A 24,749-nucleotide genomic window follows, 5' to 3' on the forward strand; every position below is an offset into this window, starting at 1 on the left:
ATTCCGATTTTCCGCGATCCGATCTGGAAAGACGCCGTGACCGACCATTCCGCACCCGATAGCGGCGAGAAGCGCCCGGCGCTGCTCCCGACCACCCCCACCGGCATCGCGCGTGCGGGCGAGCTGCTGCGCGCCGGCCGCCTGGTCGCCTTCCCGACCGAGACGGTCTATGGCCTGGGCGCCGACGCCACCGACGACCGCGCCGTGGCCGCCATCTTCGCCGCCAAGGGCCGGCCGCAGTTCAATCCGCTGATCGCCCATGTCCCGGACCTCGCCGCCGCCCGGTCCTGGGGCCTGTTCGACGAGCGCGCGACCGAACTGGCCCAGCAGTTCTGGCCCGGCCCGCTGACCATGGTGCTGCCGCGCCCGGCCAACTCCGCCCTGTCGCTGCTGGTCAGCGCCGGGCTGGACAGCATCGCCATCCGCGTGCCCGGCCACCCCGTCGCGCAAGCCATCCTGCGCGCCGCCGGCCGGCCGATCGCCGCCCCCAGCGCCAACCGCTCCGGCGCGGTCAGCCCGACGACGCCGCAGCATGTGCTGGAAAGCCTGGGCGACCGGGTCGACGCCATCGTCACCGGCGGCAAATGCATGGTCGGCGTCGAATCGACCGTCATCGACCTCACCGGTCCCGAGGCGGTGCTGCTACGCCCCGGCGCGGTGCTGGCCGACGAGATGGAGCGGCTGATCGGCCCGGTCCGCCTCTCCGCCGGCGACCCGACCGCGCCGAAATCGCCCGGCCAGCTGGAAAGCCACTACGCCCCCAACGCCGCCGTCCGCCTGAACGCGTCCTCGGCCGAAGCGGACGAGGCGTTCCTGACCTTCGGTCCCGACCGCTTCGTCTTCGGCGGCGCCGCCCGGCTGAACCTCAGCCTGGAAGGCGACCTGAACGAGGCGGCCGCCAACCTGTTCTCCCACCTGCGCAGCCTCGACCAGGGCGGGGCGGCGCGCATCGCGGTGATGCCGATCCCCGAGGTGGGCTTGGGCCTGGCGATCAACGACCGCCTGCGCCGGGCGGCGGCACCGCGGGGCTGAAACCCTCGCGTGGCGGCAGGTCTGCGCAACAGGCGCATGGAAATGGGGGCCGCGAGATTGTAGAAGTGTCGCGCTTCCAAGCGCCAACTTCCCTTCTGCCGGACCCAAGCGCCATGACCAGCATCGCCGCCGCCCTCGACCGGATCCGCGCCATCGTCGGCCCGTCGGGCATCTTCACCGACGCCGCCGACATGGCCCCCTACCTTTCGGAATGGCGCGGGCGCTTCAAGGGCAACAGCCCGGCGGTGGTCCGCCCGGCCAACACCGCAGAGGTGGCGGCCGTCGTCACGATCTGCGCCGAAGCCGGCATCCCCATCGTGCCCCAGGGCGGCAACACCAGCCTGGTCGGCGGCTCGATCCCCTACGAGGAGGGGCGCGAGATCGTGCTGAGCCTGTCGCGCATGAACCGCATCCGCGACATCGACACGCTGAACTACACCATGACGGTCGAGGCCGGCGTGGTGCTGACCAGCATCCAGGCCGCCGCGGCCGACGCCGACCGGCTGTTCCCGCTCAGCCTGGGGGCCGAGGGCACCGCGCAGATCGGCGGCCTGATCTCCACCAATGCCGGCGGCATCAACGTGCTGCGCTACGGCAACACCCGCGACCTCGTGCTCGGGCTCGAGGTGGTGCTGGCCGACGGCCGGGTCTGGGACGGCATGCGCCGGCTGCGCAAGAACAACACCGGCTACGACCTGAAGAACCTGTTCATCGGCGCGGAAGGCACGCTGGGCATCGTCACCGCGGCGGTGCTGAAGCTGTTCCCGCGCCCGCGCCAGTCGGTCACCGCCTTCATCGCCGTGCCCAGCCCGGCCGCCGCCATCGAGCTGCTGGCCCGGCTGCGCGCCGCCTCGGGCGACGCCGTGTCGGCCTTCGAGCTGATGTCGCGCCGCTGCCTGGACTTCGCCCTCCGCCATGTCGCCGGCACCATCGACCCCCTGTCGGAACCGTCGCCCTGGTATGTCCTGACCGAGCTGACCGCCGGCACCAAGTCCGACGCCTTCCAGGAGAGCGTGGAGACGGCGCTGGGCGAGGCGTTCGAGGCAGAGTTGGCGACCGACGCCACGCTGGCCCAGTCCGACGCCCAGGCCAAGCAGCTGTGGTTCATCCGCGAGGCCATCGTCGAGGCGCAGAAGTTCGAGGGCGGGTCGATCAAGAACGACGTCTCCATCCCGGTCTCCCGCGTCGCCGAGTTCATCGACCTGGCCGAGGCGGCGGTGGAGCGGGCCTGCCCCGGCATCCGCCCGACCCCCTTCGGCCATGTCGGCGACGGCAACATCCACTTCAACCTCAGCCAGCCCGAGGGCGCCGACACCAAGGCCTATCTCGACCGCTGGGACGAGATCTGCCACGTCGTCAACGAGGTGATCTTCAAGCTCGACGGCTCGATCTCCGCCGAGCATGGCGTCGGCCGCTTCAAGAAGGACGAGATGCCGGTCATCAAGGGGCCGGTCGAGTTCGATCTGTTGCGCGCCGTCAAGGCGACGCTCGATCCCAAGGGCCTGCTGAATCCGGGAAAGATGCTGCCGTAAGGGTTTGGCGGGTCATAAAGTTGCGGGGGACAGGCTTGCGGCGACAGACGTAGCGCGATGCTTGTCCCCGGCACGACACAAGGCTATGGTGCGGCCTCCGATTGTTCTGCGCCTTTCGTACCGCGAGAGAGAGTTTTTCCGATGTCCAAGCCGCGCACTCTGTTCGACAAGATCTGGGACAGCCACGTCGTGCACCGCCAGGATGACGGCACCTGCATCCTCTATATCGACCGCCATCTGGTCCATGAAGTGACCAGCCCGCAGGCGTTCGAAGGGTTGCGCGTCGCCGGCCGCAAGGTGCGCCGTCCGGAAGCCACTCTCGCCGTCCCCGATCACAACGTCCCCACCACCGACCGCTCCAAGGGCATCGCCGAGGAGGAGAGCCGGATCCAGGTGGAGACGCTGGACAAGAACGCCCGCGACTTCGGCGTCCGCTATTTCCCGATGGACGACATCCGCCAGGGCATCGTCCACATCGTCGGCCCGGAACAGGGCTTCACCCTGCCCGGCGCCACCATCGTCTGCGGCGACAGCCACACCGCCACCCATGGCGCCTTCGGCGCGCTGGCCTTCGGCATCGGCACGTCGGAGGTGGAGCATGTGCTGGCCACCCAGACCCTGCTGCAGAAGCCGGCCAAGAACATGCTGGTCCGCGTCGACGGCACGCTGAACCCGGGCGTCACCGCCAAGGACATCGTGCTGGCGATCATCGGCAAGATCGGCACCGCCGGCGGCACCGGCTACGTCATCGAGTTCGCGGGCGACGCCATCCGCGATCTCTCGATGGAAGGCCGCATGACCGTCTGCAACATGGCGATCGAAGGCGGCGCCCGCGCCGGCCTGATCGCCCCGGACGAGAAGACCTTCGCCTATGTCCAGGGCCGCGCGCTGGCGCCGAAGGCCGGCGCCTTCGAGCAGGCCGTCGCCTATTGGAAGACGCTGCCGTCGGACGAGGGCGCGGTCTATGACACCACCGTCGTGCTGAACGCCGCCGACATCGCGCCGCAGGTCACCTGGGGCACCAGCCCGGAAGACGTGCTGCCGATCACCGCGACCGTGCCGAACCCGGCCGAGATCGCCGATGCCGGCAAGCGCGCCGCCGTCGAGCGCTCGCTGGCCTACATGGGCCTGACCCCCGGCCAGCCGCTGACCGAGGTGAAGGTGGACACCGTGTTCATCGGCTCCTGCACCAACGGCCGCATCGAGGATCTGCGCGCCGCCGCCGATCTCGCCAAGGGCCGCAAGGTCGCCGAGGGCGTCCGCGCCCTGGTGGTCCCCGGTTCGGGGCTGGTCAAGGAGCAGGCCGAGGAAGAGGGTCTGGACAAGATCTTCGTCGAGGCCGGCTTCGAGTGGCGCGAGCCGGGCTGCTCCATGTGCCTGGCGATGAATGCCGACCGTCTGGCTCCCGGCGAGCGCAGCGCCTCGACCTCGAACCGCAACTTCGAGGGCCGTCAGGGCCGCGGCGGCCGCACCCACCTCGTCAGCCCGGCGATGGCCGTGGCGGCGGCGGTGACCGGCCATCTGGCCGACGTGCGGACGCTGTAAGCGCCGACTGCCCCCTCCCCAACCCTCCCCCGCCCTCGGCGGGAGAGGGAGCCAGTGTCGCCCCTGCGGATCAACCCTCTCCCGCCAGGGGCGGGGGAGGGAGGGGCCCGCGAAGCGGGAGGGAGGGGGCACCCGCGGTGAAGCACCCTAATCTCCTCGCCCCCGCGCCTGCCCCATCAGACCCTGCGGCCGGTAGATCAAGAACAGCGTCAGCAGCCCGAACGCCACGATGTCCTTGTAGGCGATGGCGAAATAGGCCGACCAGAGGGTCTCCACCAGCCCCAGCAGCGCGCCGCCCAGCATCGCGCCGGGCACCGAGCCGATGCCGCCGACCACCGCCGCGGCCAGCGCCTTGAAGCCGATCAGGTAGCCGGTGAAGAAGTTCACCCCGCCATAATAGAGCGCGATCACCGACCCCGCCGCCGCGGCCAGCCCGCCGCCGATGGCGAAGGTCACCGCTACCGTCCGGTTGACGTCCACCCCCACCAGTTCCGCCGCCGCCACGTCGTCGGTGCAGGCGCGGTGCGCCCGGCCGAAGGCGGTCCGCTGCATGATCCCCCACAGCAGGGCATAGAGTCCGCCGGTCAGCCCAAGGATCGCCAGCTGCGCGGTCAGCGCGGTGACGGTGAAGGCGCCGTCGCTCAGCAGATCGTGCCGGCCGGTCAGCACCGGGGCCGGCCACCAGTCGCGGGCGCCGTGCAGCAGCCGCACCCCCTCCTGATAGGCGATCGACAGACCGACCGCGACGATCAGCGGCGTGTGGCTCCGAACGCCGCGCAGGCGGCGGAAGACCAGCCGGTCCATCGTCCAGCCCTGCACCGCGGTGAAGCCCATCACCAGCACCAGCGCGCCCAGCAGCGCCGGCGGCCATGTCGCCCAGCCGGCCATGCCCAGCCCGGCCGCCGCGATGGCCGTCAGCATGGCGCCGAGCATCGTCAGCTCGCCCATCGCCAGATTGATCTGGCCGAGAATCGCATAGACCAGCGTGTAGCCCAGCGCCAGCAGCCCATAGACGCAGGCGACCGTCGCGGCGTTGATCACCTGTTGCGCCAGGAACAGCGCCGGCGTCCAGCGCGTCGGCGGCTGCCGTTCCCCCGGCTGCCGTGCCCCCGCCACCGCCACCGGACCGGCGGCATCGCGCGGCGGGCGGATGCGCAGCCATTGCTGCAGCATGGCGAAGCGCATCTCCGACAGCCATCCGGTGCGGTCGGTCGCCACCGCCACCAGGGTGCGCCGCCCCTCCTCCATGCCGGTGCCGGCGAAGCGGCAGGCGATCCAGTGCGGTTTTCCCGCAACGCTGTAGTCGATGCGCAGCACCCGCTTCTCCTCGGCATAGCCGCGGGTGGACAGGTCGGCGGCGGAGCCGCCATCGAAGGCGGGGATCAGCTTCCGGCACAGCGCATCCTGGTCGGCATCGACGCCGCACCCGGTGAGCATCAGCAGGAGGAGGCACAGCAGCGGCAGGATGCGGAGCACGGAACCGCCCGGTCAGGTGGGACGGTCCAGCCTACCGGCAATCGGGACGGGCTGGAAGCCGGTCGCGGGTGGCGAGCGCTTGAAGAGATCGGTTCAAGCGCTCGCGGTCCTCACTCGACCAGATAATCCCGCACCAGCAGTTCAGCGATCTGCACGGCGTTGAGCGCGGAGCCCTTGCGCAGATTGTCGGCGACGCACCACAGGGACAGGCCGTTCTCGACCGAGATGTCCTCGCGGATGCGGCTGATATAGACGGAGTCGTCGCCGGCGACCTCGACCGGGGTGATGTAGCCCTCGCCGCTCTGCTGGTCGATCACCGACAGGCCGGGGGAAGCGCGCAGGATGTTGCGGGCCTCCTCCGCCGTGACCGGCTCCTCGGTCTCGATGTTGATCGACAGGGCATGGCCGATGAAGGTCGGCACGCGGACGCAGGTGGCGGCGACCTTCATCTTGGGATCGAGGATCTTCTTGGTCTCCACCATCATCTTCCACTCTTCGCGGGTGGAGCCGTCCTCCATGAAGGTGTCGATGTGGGGGATGACGTTGAAGGCGATCTGCTTGGGAAAGACGCTCTTGGCGATGGGATCGTTGACGAAGATGGCGCGGGTCTGGGTGAACAGCTCGTCCATCGCCTCCTTGCCCGCCCCCGACACCGACTGGTAGGTCGACACCACGACGCGGCGGATCGTGAAGCGCTCGTGCAGCGGCTTCAGCGCCATCACCATCTGGATGGTGGCGCCGTTGGGGTTGGCGACGATGTTGCGCTTGCGGAAGCCGGCGAGCGCCTGCGGGTTCACCTCCGGCACCACCAGCGGCACGTCGGGGTCCATGCGGAAATGGGAGGTGTTGTCGATCACCACGCAGCCGGCGGCGACGGCACGCGGGACATGGACCGCCGAAACCTTGGCGCCGGGCGACGACAGCACGATGTCCACGCCGTTGAAGTCGAACTTGTTGAGATCCAGGACCTTGAGGATGTCGTCCTCGCCATAGGAAACCTCCTGGCCGATGGATTTGTCGGAGGCCAGGGCGATGACCTTGTCGGCCGGGAACTTCCGCTCGGCCAGCGTTTGCAGGATCTCGCGTCCGACATTGCCGGTGGCGCCGATGACCGCGACGGTATAGCCCATGACGAGGGGTGTCCTTCTGCCGAATCTGTACGAATGACTCTGTACGAATACAAGGATGGTGCCGGGGGGCGTTAGGAGCTAGGCACTTTCCCGGCGAATTGCAACCCGTCCGGCGACGATCCCGGCGGCCCCGGGCGGCATGCGCCATCCCCATCGCCGCAGGGCGGCGCTTTTCAACCTGCGCTTAAACGCCGCCCGTTGCCATGTTAGGAATATACACCGACATCGGACCACAGAAGGACGGGTTTGCGTGCAGAGGCTTTCCCGGGAAACGGCAGCGCCCGCTTTGTCCTCTCCCTCGCGGATGGAACATGGAACAGGCATGGATTCCTGTTTCATCCGGTTTCAAATGTTCCATTCGTCGCATTCCGCCGCCCCGGAGCTGCCGACCGGCCGGCTTGACAGGTCGCGGAACGCGGCGGGAAGATTCCCGTCTCAACAGTGCCCGAACGGGGCCCCAGGGAGATTTCACGGATGACCAGCTTCAAGCGCGGCCTGACCGGGCGGACGGTAATGGGACGGGCGGCGATCGGACGGGCGATCTTCGGAGCCGCCGCCCTGGCTTTCGCCGGCCTAGCCGCCGTCCCGGCATCGGCCGACACGCCGAAGGACGCGCTGGTGATGGCGTGGCAGTTCGACGACATCGTCAGCCTCGACCCGGCCGAGATCTTCGAACTGTCGGGGGCGGAGTACAGCGCCCAGGTCTATGACCGGCTGATCCATTTCGACGTCAACGACGTCAGCAGGATCGAGGGGGAGATCGCCGAAAGCTGGACCGTGTCGCCCGACGGCAAGACCTTCACCTTCAGGATCCGCGACGGCATCGCCTTCCATTCCGGCAACCCGCTGACCGCCGAAGATGTCGCCTGGTCCTTCTCCCGCGCGGTGAAGATGAACAAGGGGCCGGCCTTCATCCTGACCCAGTTCGGCCTGACCCCGGACAATGTCGACCGGATGGTCCGGGCGACCGATCCGCGCACGCTGGTCTTCACCACCGACAAGACCTATGCACCGACCTTCGTGCTCTATTGCCTGACCGCCGACGTGGCGTCGGTCGTCGATTCCAAGCTGGTGAAGGGCAAGGAGAAGGACGGCGATTTCGGTGCGGGCTGGCTGAAGACCAACTCAGCCGGCTCCGGCCCCTTCATCCTGAAGCAATGGAAGGCGAGCGAGCTTCTGGCCTTCGACGCCAACCCGAAATACTGGCGCGGCGCACCGAAGATGAAGCGCGTGCTGATCCGCCACATCCCGGAACCGGCGACCCAGCGCCTGCTGCTGGAGAAGGGCGACGTCGACGTCGCGCGCAACCTGAAGCCGGAGCAGTTCGAGCCGCTGAAGTCGAGCGATACCATCCGGCTGGTCCAGGCGCCGAAGGGCACCCTGTGGTATCTCAGCCTGAACCAGAAGAACGCCACCCTGGCCAAGCCCGAGGTGCGCGAGGCGTTCAAGTATCTGGTCGATTACGACGCCATGGCCGGCACGATCATGAACGGCATCGGCGCCGTCCATCAGGCCTTCCTGCCCAAGGGCTTCCTGGGCGCGGTGAACGACAACCCCTACAAGTACGATCCCGCCAAGGCGAAGGAACTGCTGGCCAAGGCCGGCTACCCCGACGGCTTCACCGTCAGCATGGACGTGCGCAACACCAACCCGACCCAGGACATGGCCCAGGCGATCCAGGCCAGCGCCGCCAAGGCCGGCGTGAAGATCGAGATCATCCCCGGCGACGGCAAGCAGGTGCTGACCAAGTACCGCGCCCGCAACCATGAGCTGATGATCCAGCAATGGGGTGCCGACTACCAGGATCCGAACTCCAACGCCGACACCTTCGCCTCCAACCCCGACAACGGTGACAACGCCAAGTCAAAGCCGCTGGCCTGGCGCAACGCCTGGGACATACCGGAACTGACGAAGAAGACCGCCGCCGCCGTCGAGGAGCGCGACAGCGCCAAGCGCGCCGCCCTGTACCAGGAGCTGCAGCGGACGGTCCTGGCCGAATCGCCCTTCGTCATCATGTTCCAGCAGACCGAGATGGTTGCCGAGCGCAAGACCGTCAGCGGCCTCGTCTGGGGACCGAGCTTCGACACCAACTATTACTGGAAGGCCGAAAAGAAGTAAGGATGTGGCTCACCGCCAAGCCCGCGCATCCTCCACCACCACCGCGAGGCTGTCGGACAGGCCGGTCAGTACCCCACGCTGGATGTCGGCCGCGGACACCACGCCGCCGCGGCCGTCAGGCAGGTCGCGGGTGGCGGTGGCCGCTGCCACGACCGTCACCCGCCAGCCATGGTCGACGGCCGAGCGCGCGGTGCTGCTGACGCAATTGTGGGTCATGAAGCCGGCGACGATCATCTCGCTGCGCCCGGTGCCGCGGGCGACCGCCTCCAGGTCGGTGCCGGCGAAGGCGTTGGCGAGGCGCTTGACCACCACCGGCTCGCCATCGCGCGGGGCGACCGCCGGGATGATTTCCGCCAGCGGCCCGGCCGGGTCGAACAGCGGGGCGCCCGGCGCGGTGTGATGGACGATGTGGATCACCGGCACGCCGTTGGCGCGGGCAAGCTCCAGCAGGGCGGCAGCCTGCCCGACCGCCGCGTCGACACCGGACAGGCGCAGGGCTCCATCCGTGTATTCGCGCTGGAGGTCGATCAGCACCAGCACCGCCCTGTCGAGCGGGGCGGGATGGCTGGGGGCGCCGACGATCTGGCGCAGGGTCTTCGATGTCATCGGTCGGTCACTCCGGTCGGCAGGTCGATGGCGGCGATGCTGCCCTGTTCATCGGCGGACGGCCATCCGCTATCCTCGCACCATGACTGTTCGGAATTTCACAGGCCCTCCCCCGCTCGACTGGGACGATCTGCGCGTTTTCCTGGAGTTGGCCCGCACCGGCAGCCTGTCGGCGGCGGCGCGCAGCCTGCGGCTGAGCCATGCCACGGTCGGCCGGCGGCTGGCGGCGTTGGAGGAGGCGCTGGGCCAGACGCTGGTGGAGCGGCGGCCCGACGGCTATGTCCTGACCGGAGAGGGCGAGAGCGTCCGTGCGCTGGCCGAGGCGATGGACGAGCGGGCACAGGCGATCCGACGCCGCGAGGGCAACGGCGAGGGGGGCGGCGAGGATGCCGGCGCCGGCCTGACCGGCACGGTGCGGCTGACCATGACCCAGGCGCTGGCCGACCGCTTCGTCATTCCGCGGCTGGGACCGTTGCGCGCCGCCCATCCGGGGCTGGATCTGGAGGTGATCGCCGACAACCGCACCCTCAGCCTCGCCCGGCGGGAGGCCGATCTGGCGATCCGGCTGGCCCGGCCGCAGCGCGGCGATCTGGTCGGCCGGCGGCTGGCGACGCTGGGCTATGGGCTCTACGCCGCGCCGGATGCGCCCGACGCCCTGATCGCCTACGACGAGTCGATGGCGGAGCTGCCGGAAGCGCTGTGGCTCGACCGCCATGGCGGCGGCCGTCGGGTGGCCTTCCGGTCGAACAGCGTCCAGGGGCAGCTGGCGGCGGCGGTCGCCGGCTTCGGCATCGCCTTCCTGCCCTGCCTTCTGGCGGACGGCGTGCCGGGGCTGGAGCGCCGTCCCCTGCCCGGCCCGCCGCTGACCCGCGAGGCATGGCTGCTGGTTCACCGCGACCGCCGCGACGTGCCGCGGGTGCGGGCGGTGATCGGGCATCTGGTGGCCGTCTTCAGCGCCGAGCACGCCCGGCTGGAAGGCCGTTGACGACGCCTTGCCGCCTCCACCACCCTCCGCCAGCCGTCACCGCAAAGGGCTTGTTCCCCATGTCGCTCCGCTCCCTGTGTCTGGCCGGCATCGCCGTCGCGGCAGCGCTCCCCGTCCACGCGCAATCCCGCCCCAATGACGAATCCTTCTCCAACGCGGTGGTTGCCGCCGGGAAAGCCATCACGCGCAGGCAATGTGCCGACCTGGAGGCGCGGGAAACCGCCAACTGGGTGGAGGTGGACGGCCACGGCGAATGCCTGCGCTATTACGCCGCCGGACTGAAGCCGGGCTCCAATCCGATCGTCGCGGCCTGGATGCACGGGGACATCATGGGCTCCAAGCCGCGGCAGATCGGGCATCAGGAGGGGCTGAGCGTCGCCGGCATGATCGAACAGGAACGGACATTGTCGGAGCGCTTCGGCGTGCCCTTCCTCTTCCTGGCCCGTCCGGGGGCCTACGGCAGTTCCGGCAAGTTCTGGACCCTGCGCCATACCCCACGCGAGGCGGCCTTGATGAACGCCCATCTCGATCTGCTCAAGGCACGCTACGGCATCGGGCAATGGTCGCTCGGCGGACACAGTGCGGGGGGCACGCTGACGGCCGAATTCCTGGCCCGCCGCACCGACCTGACATGCGCCGTCATCTCGTCGGGAGCGCCGGCTTACGAGGCTTATCTCAAGGCGCAAGACGCCAAGGCCCGGCTGGCAAAGCCCGAGACATGGTTCGATCCCTACCGCTCGCTCGGCTCGATCCCGAAGGATCCGGCCCGCCGCATCTTCGTCATCGGCGACCCGAGGGAAACGAACGTGCTGTTCCGGACCCAGCGCCTTTACTTCGACGGTCTGGCCGCACGCGGGCACAAGGCTTGGCTGGTCCCGCTCGAACGTGCCCGGCCGCCCCGCTTCCACGGTCTGGTGGATTTCGGCGAAACCGCGACCGGCCTCTGTGCCCAAGGCATTGACACGGAGAGGCTTCTGGAAAAGCTCCAAGCCATGCCCGAGCAGCCGGAGCGGATCAGCAACTGATCCGGTTCAGTAGCGCGCCGCCACGAAATACAGCCCGTCCGGCGGACAGGTCGGCCCGGCCTTGGCGCGGTCGCGGGCCTTCAGCGCGCGGCGGACATCGTCGGGGCTCCATTTGCCGGCACCGACCAGTTCCAGCGTGCCGACCATGTTGCGAACCTGATGGTGCAGGAAGGAGCGCGCGGCGGCATGGACGCGGATTTCCTCGCCCTGCCGCTCGACGTCGAGCCGGTCGAGCGTCTTCACCGGCGATTTGGCCTGGCACAGCGAGGCGCGGAAGCTGGAGAAATCATGCTGGCCGACCAGGACCTGCGCCGCCGCGTGCATCGCCCCGGCATCGAGCGGGCGGGTGACGTGCCAGGCCCGGCCGGAGTCGAGCGCCAGCGGCGCCCGGCGGTTGACGATGCGGTAGACATAGGCGCGGCCGGTCGAGGTCAGCCGGGCATGGAAGTCGTCCGCCGCCGCCTCCACCTCCAGCACCGCGATGGGGGCGGGCTTCAGGTGGAAGTTCAGGGCGTCGCGCAGCTTCAGCCCGGTGAAGGGCTTCTCCAGGTCGAAATGGCAGACCTGCCCCAGCGCATGCACGCCAGCATCCGTCCGGCCCGAGCCGTGGACGCGCACGGTCTCGCCCGACAGGCGCTGCACCGCCTCCTCCAGGCTCTGCTGCACCGAGGGGCCGTTGTCCTGCCGCTGCCAGCCGACGAAGGGACGGCCGTCATACTCGACGGTCAGTTTCCAGCGCTGCACGGCGGTCAGTCCGCTACGGCTTCGGCGGAAACCGGCTGCCCAACGGCGAGAGCGAAGCCACGCAGGAAGGCGGCGCCGTCCACCGGCGCCTTGCCCGGCCGCTGCACCCTGGTCAGCCGCACCGCCCAGTCGGCGCAAGCCACCGTGAGCCGGTCGTCCAGCAGCGTGCCGGCGGCACCGGCCATGTCCGGCGCCGGCTCTGCCGCCAGCACCTTGATGCGCTCGCCATTCGCCGCCCCATTGGCCGCATCGAACCAGCAGCCGGGCCAGGGGGTCAGGGCGCGGACCTGCCGCTCGACGTAAGCGGCGGGTCGGCTCCAGTCGAGCCGGCCGTCCTCGCGGGTCAGCTTGGCGGCGTAGGTGACGCCCTCTTCCGGCTGCGGCACAGCCGTGAGCGTGCCGGATGCCAGCCCCTCCAGCGCCGGGACGATCATGCGGGCGCCCAGCGCCGCCAGCTCGTCATGCAGGCTGCTGGCGGTGGTGGCGGGGGTGATGGCGACCGCCTCGCGGGACAGCATGGCGCCGGTGTCGAGCCCGACATCCATCTGCATGATGGTGATCCCGGTCTCGGCATCGCCAGCCAGGATGGAGCGCTGGATCGGCGCCGCCCCGCGCCAGCGCGGCAGCAGCGAGCCATGCACGTTGACGCAGCCGAGCCTCGGCGCATCGAGGACCGGCTGCGGCAGGATCAGGCCATAGGCGGCGACCACCGCGGCATCGGCGTCGAGGCCGGCGAACTCCGCCTGGGCCTCGGCGTTGCGCAGGCTCCTGGGCGTGCGCACGGGGATGCCATGCTCCTCGGCGAAGCGGTGGACGGGGGATTTCTGCACCTGCTGGCCGCGGCCGGCCGGGCGCGGCGGCTGGCTGTAGACGCAGACGACCCGATGCCCCGCATCGATCAGCGCGGCAAGGCTGGGCACGGCGAAATCCGGCGTGCCCATGAAGACGAGACGGAGCGGGGACATCGGGTCAGGCCGTCGCCTTCTGGAGCTTCTGCACCTTCTTCAGCAGGATGCCGCGCTTCAGCGTCGACAGGTAGTCGACGAACAGCACGCCGTTCAGATGGTCGATCTCGTGCTGCAGGCAGGTGGCGAGCATGCCGTCGGCCTCCAGCTCCTGCGGCTGGTTCCGTTCGTCCAGATAGCGGACGCGGATTCGTTGCGGACGCGTCACCTCGGCATACTGCTCGGGCACCGACAGGCATCCCTCCTCGCACACCGCCTTCTCGTCCGACGACCAGACGATCTCCGGGTTGGCGAGGCGGATCGGGTTGGGCTGCTCGCCCTTGTCGTGGACGTCGACCACGATGACGCGGTCGAGCACCCCGACCTGCGGCGCGGCCAGACCGATGCCGTTGGCGTCGTACATGGTCTCGACCATGTCGTCCATCAGCTTGGCGACGCGCGCATCCACTTCGGCGACGGGTTGCGCCTTGCGCTTCAGGACCGGATGCGGGGCGACGAGGATCGGAAGACGGGCCATGGGTGCTCGACGATGCTGATGGGGACAGTTCAAACGGACAAATTAGGTGGACCAAGTGTTTTGGTCAAGGAATCGGCCGCCCCGGCGGACGGCGAATGGAACATTTGAAACCGGATGGAACAGGAATCCATGCCTGTTCCATGTTCCATCCGCCGGGCCGGGCGGCAGGGTACCGGCGGAAGCGGGGGAGCGGAAGCGGCCGGGCGGCGGTGGAAAGACACGCGGAACCTCCAGTGTCGGCAACGGGCCGCTCCATCCTGCCACGGATGCCGGGCACGGATAAGGACGGGCTGAAAATCCCCATATTGGCCGGAGTGGCAGCGCTTCGCCAAGCAGGGTTGCGCCGGGCGCCGCTTGGGCGTAGGTCGATGCCCAATCATGCCCGATGCCATGCCCGACACCGCCCCGCCGCCACCGCCCCCATCGCCGGCCAAGCCCCGCTGGACCCAGGACGCAGCCCTTGCCCTGGTGTTCCTGACGCGCCTGCCGCTTCCTGCCATCGCCCCCCTGAACGGGCCCCTGGCGGAGGGTGCCGCGGCGCGGGCGATGGGGTGGTTCCCGCTGGTCGGCGCGCTGGTCGGGCTGGCCGGCGGCGCCGTTCTCGCGCTTGCCGCCGCGCTGAACCTGCCGCCGCTGGCCGGGGCGCTGCTGGCGCTGGCGGCGACGGTGCGGCTGACCGGCGGGCTGCACGAGGATGGGGCGGCAGACGTCGCCGACGGTTTCGGCGGCGGGCGCGACACCGCGCGCAAGCTTGAGATCATGCGCGACAGCCGGGTCGGCAGCTATGGCGTGCTGGCCCTGGTCTTTTCGGTGGCGATCCGCGCCGCGGCCCTGGCGGCGCTGCCGGTGCCGGCGGCGGTCGCGGCCCTGGCGGCGGCCGGGGCGCTGTCGCGCTGCGGGCTGGCGGGGCTGGCCCTGGCATTGCCGCCGGCGCGGCGCGACGGGCTGGGGGCGGCCCAGGGACGGCCGGCAGCGTCGACGGTCCTGCTGTCGCTCGCCCTCGGCCTCGCGGTGGCGGCGGCGGCGCTGTGGGGGATCGCCCGGCCGGGCGCGGATGCGGTCGCGCTTCCCCTCGCCGCGGTTTTCCTGGCATCCCTGGCGGCAGTCTGGGCGATGGCGGCCCTGGCCCGGCGGCAGATCGGCGGGCAGACCGGCGACGTGTTCGGCGCCGCCCAGCAAATGGCCGAGGCGGCGGTCCTGCTGACGCTCGCCGCCCTGGCCGGAGACATCCGATGAACGCGCTCAGCGTCACCCCCCTGACCGTCACCCGCTGGTGGCTGATCCGCCATGCGCCGGTCCACAATCCCGGCAACGTCATCTGCGGGGCGAGCGACCGGGAGGCCGATACCGCCGACCGCGCGGCGGCGGCTGCGCTGGCCGCCGCCCTGCCCGCCGATGCGCTGTGGCTGACCAGCCCGCTCCGCCGCAGCCGGCAGACCGCACAGGCGCTGTGGCAGCGGTCGCCGCGCCTCGCCGGCACCGCGGTGGTGGAGCCGGCATTGGCCGAGCAGGATTTCGGCGACTGGGAAGGCATCAGCCACGACACCGCGGCGACGCGCGATGCGGAGGCCGCCGCCCGCTTCTGGCGCAACCCGGCCCGCCACGCCCCGCCGGGCGGCGAGAGCTTCGCCACGGTGATGGAGCGGACGGCGGACGCGCTGCGGCGGCTGACCGCGCTGCATGCCGGACGCGACGTGGTCGCGGTCATCCATGCCGGCACCATCCGCGGCGCGCTGGCCGCGGCGCTGGAACTGACGCCGGAAGCGGCGCTGCGGCTGCGGATCGATCCGTGGTCGCTGACCCGGCTGGATCACTATGGCGCCGGTGCGGGCACCGGTGCGGGCGACGATGTGGAAACCGGGGCGGAAGCCGGGGCCGGTTCCTGGTCGGTCGGGGGAGTGAATGCGAGGCCCGGAACCTTTTGACCCCGGCCGGCGTTCTCCAATCTCACTTGGGTTACCGAGCGAGAGGCAGACCATGGTCCGCAGCACCACCGCCGACACCACCGGTTCTACCACCGGCTCCCCCAGCAGCACCCAGGGCCCCCACGGCCACAGCCGGGAGGATGTCGAGAAACTCTGGAGCCTGATCAAGGGGGTCCACGTCGCGATGATGACGACGCTGGACGACAATGGCCGGCTGAACTCCCGTCCGATGGCGACCCTGTCGCATGCGGGGTTCGAGGACGGCACCCTATGGTTCTTCACCCGCGCCGATTCGGGGAAGGTCTCGGAGATCGACCGCCACTGGCGCGTCAATCTCGCCTATGCCGCCCCGGACAAGCAGGATTACGTGTCGGTTTCCGGCATCGCAGAGGCGGTGCGCGACCGCGACAAGATCCGCTTCCTGTGGCGGGACATCATGTCGACCTGGTTCCCCAACGGCCCGGACGATCCCGAGGTCGCCCTGCTGAAGGTGTCGGTCGATCAGGCCGAATATTGGGACAGCCCGTCGAGCGCCATGGTCTACGCCTTTGGCTATGTGAAGGCGAAGCTGACCGGCGAGTCGCCCGATCCCGGCGACCATGCGAAGATCGCGTTCCAGTAAGGATAAGCCCGCTGACCGGAGCGGCTTAAACGGAAACGCCCTCCCCCGCCGGCCGCAAGGCCGACGAGGGAGGGCGTTTCCATTCGCGTGACAGGGCCGGCGGTTGCCCGCCTCTCCTTACCAGCTCTTGGCGCGGGCCTGGGCCGGCTTGCCGCTGCCATGGGCATCGCGGCGGGCATGGTCCGGACGGGCGTCGCCACGATGGTTGTCGTTGCGGGCATACTCCGGACGCGGGCCGCGCGGGCCGCCCGGGGCCTTGGCCTCGCCGTTGCGATGCCAGGGCTTGCCGCTGCCGTTGGCGCCGGCGCCATAGCCGCCGGAACGGCCGTTGCGGCCGGCCGGACGGCCGCTGCCGCCGCCGCTGGTGAAGGGACGCGTCGGCTCCAGGCCGGGCACGACGTGGATCGCCAGCGTCGCCTTCGTGTAGCGCTCGATCCGGACCAGCGTCTCGCGGTCGGCACGGGCGGCGAAGGAGATGGCGATGCCCGAGGCGCCGGCACGGCCGGTGCGGCCGATGCGGTGGACATAATCCTCCGCCGAACGCGGCAGGTCGAAGTTGATGACGTGGGTGATGTCGCGCACGTCGATGCCGCGCGCGGCGACGTCGGTCGCCACCAGCAGGCGGACCTGGCCGGAACGCAGACGCTGGAGCGTGCGGTTGCGCTTGGTCTGGTCCATGTCGCCGTGCAGGGCAGCGGCGGCATGGCCGGCGGCGCTCAGCTCCTCGGCCAGCGTGTCGGCATCACGCTTGGTGGCGGCGAAGATGATGGCCTTGCCGACTTCCGGCTGGGCGGCGAAATGCTGCAGCAGGCGGCGCTTGTGGTCGAGGTCGTCGGCATGGTGCAGACGCTGTTCCACGTTGATCGCGGTCGCCTGGCTCTCGACGGCCACGCGCTCCGGGTTGCGCAGCAGGTTGCCGGCCAGCTGCGCCATGCGGCGGTCAAGCGTGGCGGTGAACAGCAGGGTCTGGCGCGTCGGCGGGCAGCATTTGGCGATGGTCTCGACATCGTCGAGGAAGCCCATGTCCAGCATGCGGTCGGCCTCGTCGAGGATCAGCACCTCGATCTCGTCCAGCGAAATGCGGCGGCGGGACACATGGTCCAGCAGGCGGCCGGGGGTGGCGACCAGCACGTCGACCGGACGCGACAGCAGGCGCAGCTGCTCGCGGTAGGGCATGCCGCCGACCACGTCCACGATGTTCAGCTTCATGAACTTCGCGTATTTGCGGGCGGCGTCGGTGACCTGCTTGGCCAGTTCGCGCGTGGGGGCCAGCACCAGCACGCGGGGCGTGGCGGCGCCGTTCAGCGGCATCTCGGCGGTGCGGGTCAGGGCCGGCAGCATGAAGGCCGCGGTCTTGCCGGTGCCGGTCTCGGCGGTGGCGAGGATGTCGCGGCCCTGGAGGGCCGGCGGAATGGCGGCGAGCTGGACCGGGGTCGGGGTGGTGTATTCGAACGCCTCGAGGGCCTTCAGGACGAGCGGGTGCAGACCGAGTTCGGAAAACGTCAAGGCGTAAAAACCTTCTCAAAGCAGGACGGCACGGCCCCGCGCGCCCCGATGGCGGGCGTGGGACATACCGGCGGACTCGCCGGGAGGAGGTCGATAGAGGGAGAGGCGTCTATCCGATGCAGCGGCCAACGCGCCCCCTAACACTCGAGGGCGTCCACCGTTGCGCAATCACAGCGCGTCTCGCTCAAGAGACGCGCGAGCCTCCAGCGATCAAGACGCCCTAGATAAGCTATTGCGCCGCACAAGACAAGGCCCATCGCGGACCGAGCCCCGCGTGGATCACTTGACGACCATGCGTTCGATGTAGATGTCGCGGATCAGCCCGGTCCCGGCCTCGCGGTTGACCGCCTCCCTGATGCGCGCCTTCAGGAAGTCGGCGGAGCCGGTCCCGGTCAGATTGTCCGTTCCCGCCTGGCTGACGGTCTGGAACAGCCGGTCGGCGATGCGGTCCTGGTAGCGCAGGACGCGGTCGGCCTCGACCCCCGGCGCCAGCACCAGCGACGCCTGCATCTCCACCGCGCGCTGGCCGCCCAGCGGCACTTCCAGCGCCGGCAGCGTCGCCAGCCGGACCTTCGGCCCCATCTGCGCCTCGATCCGCCGCTGTTCCAGGATGCCGTCGAGCGCGGCGAGGCCGCCATAGGCGAGCCCGGCCAGGGTCATCAGCGCCAGGAGGACGATGACCACGATGCGGGTCGGATGGGCGGCCTTCGGATCGGCGGCAGGATGCGGCGCCGGTTCGTCCACCAGCGGGCCGGCCCCGTAGGTGCCGGGCGGCGGGGTCGGATAGGGCCGGCCGTGCAGGGAGCGGTCCGTGGCCATCTTGCGGTCTCCTCCGGGCGGCGCGCGGGCATGTCGGAGTATGGCGCTTCGGCGGTTAAGATAAGGTGGAGGCGGACGGCGCCCTCTCCCCGTCTACCGCACGCAATCGTCCAGCCCGTCGCGCCGCACCACCGCCATCCGGCGTTCGATCACCCCGGCGCGGCGGGCGACATAGGCGCCGGGGCGCGACGGCGACCAGTTGCGCGGGCTGGGCAGCACCACGGCCAGCAGGGCCGCCTCGCGCCGTGTCAGGGAGGCCGCGGATTTCTGGAAATGATGCCGCGCCGCCGCCTCGGCGCCATAGACGCCGTCGTCCCATTCGACGATGTTCAGATAGACCTCCAGGATGCGGCGCTTGGTCCACAGCGTTTCGATCAGCAGGGTGAACCAGGCCTCCGCCCCCTTGCGGGTCCAGCTGCGGTCGGGCCAGAGGAAGGCGTTCTTGGCGGTCTGCTGGCTGATGGTGCTGCCGCCGCGCAGGCGCCGGCCAGCCTCGTTCTCCTCGAATGCGCCCTCGATGGCGGCCCAGTCGAAGCCGCCATGGCCGCAGAATCCGGTGTCCTCCGACGCGATCACCGCCTCGGCCAGGGCGGGGGAGATGCGCTCCAGCGGCTCCCAGTCGCGCGTCAGGCCGGACCCGCCCAGCGCGCGGATCAGCATCAGCGGCGTGGCCGGCGGCGGCACGATCCGGTAGAGCGCGGCCCACAGGATGCTGGCGGCCACCAGCCCAGCCGCCCCGATCAGCGCCCAGCGCAGCAGTTTCCGCATCAAGTCCCGTCCCCGCCTGTTCCCCGCGCGACACCCCTCAATGGGGGTGAAGCGGCGGCACGTCAACAAGCGGCACTCGCTTTGCGGCGGCCGGCCGCCATATAGTGCCGGCGATGGACATGACCGCCGATCCCACGCCGATCCACCGCCTCGACGACGCGCCCGCCATGGTGGCCGGCGCGCGCCGCGTCGTGTCGCTGACGCTGGACGGCGAGGTCGAGGAGCTGTCGCTTGCCGCCGCCGCCGCGCAGGTGCGCCGCCGGCCGGCGCTGGTCTGCCATGCCCGCGCCTTCGCCCGCCGGCTGGGAATCGACGGCTTCGCCGCCTTCGACGTGCTGGAGCTGTTCGCCTTCGTCCACCCCGCCCGCTTCTGCGTCCCCACCCCGCGCGGCATGGCCGAGGCGCTCGACCTGCCCATCCCCGACGGGCACGAGGCCGAGGCGCTGGCCCTGCAACGCGCGGTGCGCCGGCTGCTGGGCGATCTCGGCGCGCCCGCCATCCCCGGCGGGCGGGAGGAGGCGTCCGACCCCGTCGCCTTCGCCTGGGAGATGGGACGGGCCGGCTGGCTGTGGGCGCCGGCGGTGCTGGCCGCGCTCGGCAAGCCCGACGGGCCGGAGAAGGGCGCCGCCCGCTCGGGCCTGCGGGTCTGGACACGCATCAAGGAGTGGGAGGAGGGCGCGCCGCCGCCGCCGCCCGCCCAGAATCCGGTCGATCCCGACGAGGCCCGCCGCCGTCTCGCCGTCATGCTGTCGGCCAGCGTGCCGGGCAAGGTGGCGGAGCCGCGGCCGCAGCAGGCCGACTATTCCAGCGCGGTGTCAGCCGCCTTCGCCCCGCGCCAGCTGCCCGACACCCCGAACGTCGTGCTGGCGGAGGCGGGGACCGGCGTCGGCAAGACGCTGGGCTATCTGGCGCCGGCCACGGTGTGGGCGGAAAAGAATGGCGGGACGGTGTGGATTTCCACCTACACCCGCAACCTCCAGCACCAGATCGACGCCGAGCTGGACCGGCTCTATCCCGACCCGGCGACCAAGACCCGCAAGGTGGTGCTGCGCAAGGGCCGCGAGAATTACCTGTGCCTGCTGAACCTGGAGGAGGCGGTGCGCGCCATGCCCTTCCAGCCGCACAACGCCGTCGGCGTCGGGCTGATGGCGCGCTGGGCGGCGGCGACGCGCGACGGCGACATGACCGGCGGTGACTTCCCCGGCTGGCTGGTCGACATCGCCGGGCGCGGCCCGACGCTGGGGCTGGCCGACCGCCGCGGCGAGTGCATCTACTCCGCCTGCGACCATTATGCCCGCTGCTATATAGAAAAGAGTGTGAGGCGGGCGCGGCGCGCCGACATCGTCATCGCCAACCACGCCCTGGTGATGGTGCAGGCGGCGCTCGGCGGCGGCGAGGAGCCGACGCTGCCCAGCCGCTATGTGTTCGACGAGGGACACCATGTCTTCGACGCCGCGGACAGCGCCTTCGCCGGCCATTTGACCTGCCGCGAGACGCAGGAGCTGCGGCGCTGGCTGCTGGGCGCCGAGGAGACGGGCCGAAGCCGCGCCCGCGGCCTGAAGCGCCGGCTGGAGGACATCGTCGCCGGCGACGAGGAGGCGCTGCGCCATCTCGACGACATCCTGATCGGCGCCCGCGTGCTGCCGGCCGACGGCTGGTCGGCCCGGCTGGCCGCCGACAACCCGCAGGGGCCGACCGAGCGCTTCCTGCTGCTGGCCCGCCGGCAGGTCTATGCCCGCACCGCCGGACAGGGCGGCCCCTACAGCCTGGAGGCCGACAAGGCCTATCCGGTCGACGGGCTGCTCGACGCGGCGGCGGAGCTGGAGCAGGCGCTGGTCCGCCTGTCGGAACCGGTGGAGGCGCTGTCCCGCCGGCTGGCCCGGCGGCTGGAGGACGACTCGGCCGAACTCGATTCGGACCAGCGCCGCCGCATCGACGCGCTGTCGCGCAGCCTGCACCGCCGCGGCACCCTGACGGTGGAGGCGTGGCGCGCCATGCTGCGCACCCTGCCGACCGAGACCCCCTCGCAGTTCGTCGACTGGTTCGCGGTGGAGCGGATCGACGGGCGCGACGTCGATGTCGGGCTGTACCGCCATTGGGTCGACCCGACGGTTCCCTTCGCCGAGGCGCTGGCCGGGCCGGCGCACGGCATGGTGGTGACCAGCGCGACGCTGACCGACGGCACCGGCGATGTCGGCCAGGACTGGCGGGCGGCGGAGGACCGCTGCGGCGCCAGCCACCTGCCCGCCCCGGCGATCCGGGCGCAGGTGCCCTCCCCCTTCGATTATCCCAACCGCACCCGCGTCTTCGTGGTCAACGACGTGCGCAAGGACGATCTCGGCCAGGTGGCGGCGGCCTACAAGTCGCTGTTCCTGGCGGCGGGCGGCGGCGGGCTCGGGCTGTTCACCGCGATCAGCCGGCTGCGCGCGGTGCGCGACCGCATCGCCGAGCCGCTCGACGGCATGGGCATCCCGCTCTACGCCCAGCATGTCGACCCGCTCGACGTCTCGACGCTGATCGACATCTTCCGCGGCGAGGAGCATGCCTGCCTGCTCGGCACCGACGCGGTGCGCGACGGGGTGGATGTGCCGGGCCGGAGCTTGCGGCTGATCGTGTTCGACCGCGTGCCCTGGCCGCGCCCCGACATTCTGCACCGGGCACGGCGCGATGCCTTCGGCCGCCGCCGCTACGAGGACATGATCACCCGGCTGCGCCTGAAGCAGGCCTTCGGCCGGCTGGTCCGCCGCGCCGACGACACCGGCGTCTTCGTGCTGCTCGACCCGATGATGCCGAGCCGGCTGGCCGGCGCCTTCCCCGAGGGCGTGGAGATGCGGCGCGTCGGCCTGAAGCAGGCGGTCGAGGAGACGGCGGAGTTCCTGCGGGGGTGTTGAGGGCGGCGGCCCGTCCGTGAACCCGGCCCGCCACCGTCCCAATCCCGGAAGGACGCCTTACGCCGTTCCTCTCACGCCGCCTTGATGGCGCTGAGGAAATGTTCGACGTCGCGACGCATGCTTTCCGCCTGTTCCGCCAGGCTGCCGGCTGCGCCGAGAACCTGGTTGGCCGCGGCACCGGTCTCGCCGGTGGCGAGGGTGACGCCGGACACGGTGGACGACACCTGCCGGGTGCCGACGGCGGCCTGCTGGACGTTCCGCGAGATCTCGGCGGTCGCGGCCCCCTGCTCCTCGATGGCGGCGGCGATCGAGGTCGAGATGTCGTTGATCGAGGAGATGGTGCCGCTGATTCCCTCGATGGCCTTCACGGCGCCGCCGGTGGCCTCCTGGATCTCGGCGATCTGGGCGGCGATCTCGTCGGTGGCCTTGGCCGTCTGGTTGGCCAGGCTCTTCACCTCGCTGGCGACGACGGCGAAGCCCTTGCCGGCCTCTCCGGCACGGGCCGCCTCGATGGTAGCGTTCAGGGCCAGAAGGTTGGTCTGTCCGGCGATGTTGGTGATGAGCTGCACCACGGCGCCGATCCGCTGGGCGGCATCGGCAAGGCCGCGAACCGTCGTGTTGGTCCGGCCGGCTTCGGCCACCGCCTGCCCGGCGATCCCCGTCGAGCGCGTCACCAGGGTGCCGATCTCGCGGATGGAGGTCGACATCTCCTCCGCCGCGCTGGCGACGGTCTGCACATTGGCGTTGGTCTGTTCCGCCGCCGCCGATGCCGTGGTCGCCTGTTCCCGGGTTTCCATGGCCGTCCGCGACAGGGTCTGGGCGGTGCTGTCCAGTTCGGTGGCCGCCGCCGCGACGGTCCGCAGGGCATCGGCCGCCTGGGCCTCGAACCCGCGGATGAGACCGTCGATCGCCTCGGCCCGGCGCAGCTTCACCTCCTGCTCCGCCGCCTGGACGGCGGCAAGGCGATCGGCCTCGATCAGGCCGTCCTTGAAGACCTGGACGGTGCGGGCCATCTCGCCGATCTCATCCCCCCGCTCGTCACCGGTCACGGCCACATTGTAATCCCGGCGGGACAGCCGCAGCATGACGCCGGTAAGGCCGATGATCGGTTGGGAAATCGACTTCACGGCGAGAAGACCGCCCAGGATGCCGATCACGAGCGCGACCACGATGGCGGCGATCACCCCGCCGAACGCCGTCCGGTAGACCGCTTCGCCTTGCTCGCCAGCCGCTTGCGCCTGCTCCATGTTGTAGGTGGTAAGCTTCACCAGGGCGGCCTCCATTCTGGCTGCACCCTCGCGCGAGTCGGTCTGATACAGGAGACGCACCGTATCCGCCTGGTTCTTGCGGGAGAGATCGAGCAGTCTCTCATTGCTGAGCTTCAAATATTCCTTCAGGTGGTTGGAAAACTCGCCATACAGCGCCGCTTCCCGGCCGGGAGTGATGAGCTTTTCATAATTCGATTGCGCCTCCGTCAGCTTTTTCAGCGTATCGGACAGGCGGCGGTCGTCATTTTGCTTATCGGCCTGGGCCGTGCTCAGAATATGGCTGGCCTCGCGGGCCCGATAGTCCATGACGAGCGACCTAATCTCTCCAAGCGCGGAAACGGACGGCAACCAGTTCTCACGGATATCCTGCGCGCGGTCGTTGAGAAGGGACACCTGCTTCAGCGAAAAGCCGCCCAACCCCATGATCAGAACGAGAATCGTGCCCACAAGGCACAAGATTTTCATCTTTATCGACATGTTTTTAACTGCATTCATAGCGAACCCTCCTGCATCTCGGGTGGCTGGGCGGCCCATGGCCGGCATGACCTGCAGGATTGCTATATATCTTATGGGTGTAGATATACACACTAAAACATGCTTAGCATATATATGTCTGTTTTTGTTGCACGGACAGGCCGCAAGCAACAATAAGTGACAGAGAGATTAAAAATGCAACAGAGATAGATATAATCATGACGAAAAATAAATAATTCAGCGCCTATGATGAAACGGCAAAATAACGAATTGAACACACGCTTTTCGGATATATGGATCTCTTCCACCAAGTTTTGATTGAAAAAATTTTCGCGCGGAGATCAAAAGGCGAGTCAGGCGACGGAACGGGCGTCAGGAGCAATGGAACAGCGTTCCATTGGCTCGCGCGAATGGACTTTCTCGTCAGGGCAGTGTCGCTTGATGGGCAGGATCGCGCTTCCCCGAATGGGCTTTGCCGACCCGACTCAAAGAATTTTCGATGACGCTGAGGCGTGCAACGCCTTCGACCGCATTACCAGCCATGCTGCCAAGCCAACCTGGCATATCCCTACCCTGTCATTGGCTAAAGACAGTTCGAAGAAAATGATATAATGACCACGGCAATAGTGCCGCGGCCCAGCGGAGAAATCTCCGCCCGCGTCCACACATGCCGAGGCCTTCTGCCACAGGTACCATGACATGCTCAATCCAGCGCCGAAAAAGCAATATTCCTTTATGAGTCTATTGCATCTCTCTCTCCGGCACGATCGAGATACTGTACGTAAAATTATGTGCTGTCAA

At 69.5% G+C, this 24,749-nt stretch carries 21 protein-coding genes; 11 read left to right on the forward strand and 10 right to left on the reverse strand.

The window, feature by feature from the left end; translation table 11 throughout:
- Positions 1-36: 36 nt before the first annotated feature.
- From ABMY26_RS25760 to leuC, 3 genes are all read left to right on the forward strand, one after another.
- Positions 37-1,032 carry an L-threonylcarbamoyladenylate synthase gene (locus ABMY26_RS25760; RefSeq protein ID WP_372397418.1) on the forward strand — a complete coding sequence of 332 codons (996 nt, stop codon included), beginning with the start codon at positions 37-39 and terminating at the stop codon, positions 1,030-1,032.
- A 113-nt stretch (positions 1,033-1,145) separates the two neighbouring features.
- Positions 1,146-2,564, forward strand: coding sequence for an FAD-binding oxidoreductase (locus ABMY26_RS25765; protein WP_372397419.1), 1,419 nt, complete (start codon positions 1,146-1,148; stop codon positions 2,562-2,564).
- A 141-nt stretch (positions 2,565-2,705) separates the two neighbouring features.
- Positions 2,706-4,109 carry a 3-isopropylmalate dehydratase large subunit gene (gene leuC, locus ABMY26_RS25770; protein WP_372397420.1) on the forward strand — a complete coding sequence of 468 codons (1,404 nt, stop codon included), beginning with the start codon at positions 2,706-2,708 and terminating at the stop codon, positions 4,107-4,109.
- Between the two features lie 147 nt (positions 4,110-4,256).
- On the opposite strand, the gene ABMY26_RS25775 is transcribed toward leuC, so the two are convergent.
- Together ABMY26_RS25775 and ABMY26_RS25780 are read right to left on the reverse strand one after the other, a co-directional pair.
- The gene (locus tag ABMY26_RS25775) at positions 4,257-5,585 is read right to left on the reverse strand and encodes a branched-chain amino acid ABC transporter permease (RefSeq protein ID WP_372397421.1); all 1,329 of its coding nucleotides are present in this window, start codon (positions 5,583-5,585) and stop codon (positions 4,257-4,259) included.
- 110 nt (positions 5,586-5,695) lie between these two features.
- Positions 5,696-6,715 carry an aspartate-semialdehyde dehydrogenase gene (locus tag ABMY26_RS25780; RefSeq protein ID WP_372397422.1) on the reverse strand — a complete coding sequence of 340 codons (1,020 nt, stop codon included), beginning with the start codon at positions 6,713-6,715 and terminating at the stop codon, positions 5,696-5,698.
- 474 nt (positions 6,716-7,189) lie between these two features.
- Between ABMY26_RS25780 and ABMY26_RS25785 the strand changes: the two genes are divergently transcribed.
- On the forward strand, positions 7,190-8,833 hold the full coding sequence (locus ABMY26_RS25785; RefSeq protein ID WP_372397423.1) for an ABC transporter substrate-binding protein: 1,644 nt from the start codon (positions 7,190-7,192) through the stop codon (positions 8,831-8,833).
- 9 nt (positions 8,834-8,842) lie between these two features.
- Here ABMY26_RS25785 and ABMY26_RS25790 read toward each other — a convergent pair whose 3' ends face one another.
- Positions 8,843-9,439, reverse strand: a complete 597-nt coding sequence (locus tag ABMY26_RS25790) for an isochorismatase family protein (protein WP_372397424.1) — start codon at positions 9,437-9,439, stop codon at positions 8,843-8,845.
- Positions 9,440-9,521: 82 nt separating this feature from the next.
- Here ABMY26_RS25790 and ABMY26_RS25795 point away from each other — a divergent pair, with 82 nt between their 5' ends.
- Positions 9,522-10,424 carry a LysR family transcriptional regulator gene (locus ABMY26_RS25795; protein WP_372397425.1) on the forward strand — a complete coding sequence of 301 codons (903 nt, stop codon included), beginning with the start codon at positions 9,522-9,524 and terminating at the stop codon, positions 10,422-10,424.
- A 59-nt stretch (positions 10,425-10,483) separates the two neighbouring features.
- Positions 10,484-11,449 (forward strand): alpha/beta hydrolase, encoded by a 966-nt coding sequence (locus ABMY26_RS25800; RefSeq protein ID WP_372397426.1) that lies wholly within the window; start codon positions 10,484-10,486, stop codon positions 11,447-11,449.
- A 6-nt stretch (positions 11,450-11,455) separates the two neighbouring features.
- Here the strand turns inward: ABMY26_RS25800 and truA are convergent, their stop codons facing one another.
- Genes truA through def form a run of 3 tightly spaced genes read right to left on the reverse strand, consistent with a single transcriptional unit; the run spans position 11,456 to position 13,675 of the window.
- Positions 11,456-12,193, reverse strand: a complete 738-nt coding sequence (gene truA / locus ABMY26_RS25805; protein ID WP_372397427.1) for a tRNA pseudouridine(38-40) synthase TruA — start codon at positions 12,191-12,193, stop codon at positions 11,456-11,458.
- Positions 12,194-12,198: 5 nt separating this feature from the next.
- Entirely contained in the window at positions 12,199-13,158 is a 960-nt protein-coding gene (fmt, locus tag ABMY26_RS25810; protein WP_372397428.1) for a methionyl-tRNA formyltransferase, read from the reverse strand.
- Positions 13,159-13,162: 4 nt separating this feature from the next.
- Complete coding sequence (gene def, locus ABMY26_RS25815; protein ID WP_372397429.1) at positions 13,163-13,675, reverse strand: peptide deformylase; 513 nt, start codon at positions 13,673-13,675, stop codon at positions 13,163-13,165.
- A gap of 378 nt (positions 13,676-14,053) precedes the next feature.
- Between def and cobS the strand changes: the two genes are divergently transcribed.
- From cobS to ABMY26_RS25830, 3 genes are read left to right on the forward strand one after another with little or no spacing between them, the layout of a single operon-like run.
- Complete coding sequence (gene cobS / locus ABMY26_RS25820; RefSeq protein ID WP_372397430.1) at positions 14,054-14,911, forward strand: adenosylcobinamide-GDP ribazoletransferase; 858 nt, start codon at positions 14,054-14,056, stop codon at positions 14,909-14,911.
- Positions 14,908-15,600, forward strand: coding sequence for a histidine phosphatase family protein (locus ABMY26_RS25825; RefSeq protein WP_372397431.1), 693 nt, complete (start codon positions 14,908-14,910; stop codon positions 15,598-15,600). Before cobS ends, ABMY26_RS25825 begins: the two co-directional genes overlap by 4 nt.
- 52 nt (positions 15,601-15,652) lie before the next feature.
- Positions 15,653-16,222, forward strand: coding sequence for a pyridoxamine 5'-phosphate oxidase family protein (locus tag ABMY26_RS25830; protein WP_372397432.1), 570 nt, complete (start codon positions 15,653-15,655; stop codon positions 16,220-16,222).
- Between the two features lie 117 nt (positions 16,223-16,339).
- Here ABMY26_RS25830 and ABMY26_RS25835 read toward each other — a convergent pair whose 3' ends face one another.
- From ABMY26_RS25835 to mtgA, 3 genes are all read right to left on the reverse strand, one after another.
- On the reverse strand, positions 16,340-17,728 hold the full coding sequence (locus tag ABMY26_RS25835; RefSeq protein WP_372397433.1) for a DEAD/DEAH box helicase: 1,389 nt from the start codon (positions 17,726-17,728) through the stop codon (positions 16,340-16,342).
- A 279-nt stretch (positions 17,729-18,007) separates the two neighbouring features.
- Positions 18,008-18,547, reverse strand: a complete 540-nt coding sequence (locus tag ABMY26_RS25840; protein ID WP_372397434.1) for a flagellar basal body-associated FliL family protein — start codon at positions 18,545-18,547, stop codon at positions 18,008-18,010.
- Positions 18,548-18,640: 93 nt separating this feature from the next.
- The gene (gene mtgA / locus ABMY26_RS25845) at positions 18,641-19,315 is read right to left on the reverse strand and encodes a monofunctional biosynthetic peptidoglycan transglycosylase (RefSeq protein WP_372397435.1); all 675 of its coding nucleotides are present in this window, start codon (positions 19,313-19,315) and stop codon (positions 18,641-18,643) included.
- 113 nt (positions 19,316-19,428) lie between these two features.
- On the opposite strand from mtgA, the gene ABMY26_RS25850 reads away from it, so the two are divergent.
- Positions 19,429-22,206, forward strand: a complete 2,778-nt coding sequence (locus ABMY26_RS25850) for an ATP-dependent DNA helicase (protein WP_372397436.1) — start codon at positions 19,429-19,431, stop codon at positions 22,204-22,206.
- Positions 22,207-22,277: 71 nt separating this feature from the next.
- Here ABMY26_RS25850 and ABMY26_RS25855 read toward each other — a convergent pair whose 3' ends face one another.
- The gene (locus ABMY26_RS25855; RefSeq protein WP_372399068.1) at positions 22,278-24,017 is read right to left on the reverse strand and encodes a methyl-accepting chemotaxis protein; all 1,740 of its coding nucleotides are present in this window, start codon (positions 24,015-24,017) and stop codon (positions 22,278-22,280) included.
- Between the two features lie 312 nt (positions 24,018-24,329).
- Between ABMY26_RS25855 and ABMY26_RS25860 the strand changes: the two genes are divergently transcribed.
- Positions 24,330-24,560, forward strand: a complete 231-nt coding sequence (locus ABMY26_RS25860; protein WP_372397437.1) for a hypothetical protein — start codon at positions 24,330-24,332, stop codon at positions 24,558-24,560.
- The last annotated feature ends 189 nt before the right edge of the window (positions 24,561-24,749 follow it).

Source organism: Azospirillum sp. HJ39 (assembly GCF_041507355.1).
GTDB lineage: Bacteria > Pseudomonadota > Alphaproteobacteria > Azospirillales > Azospirillaceae > Azospirillum > Azospirillum thiophilum.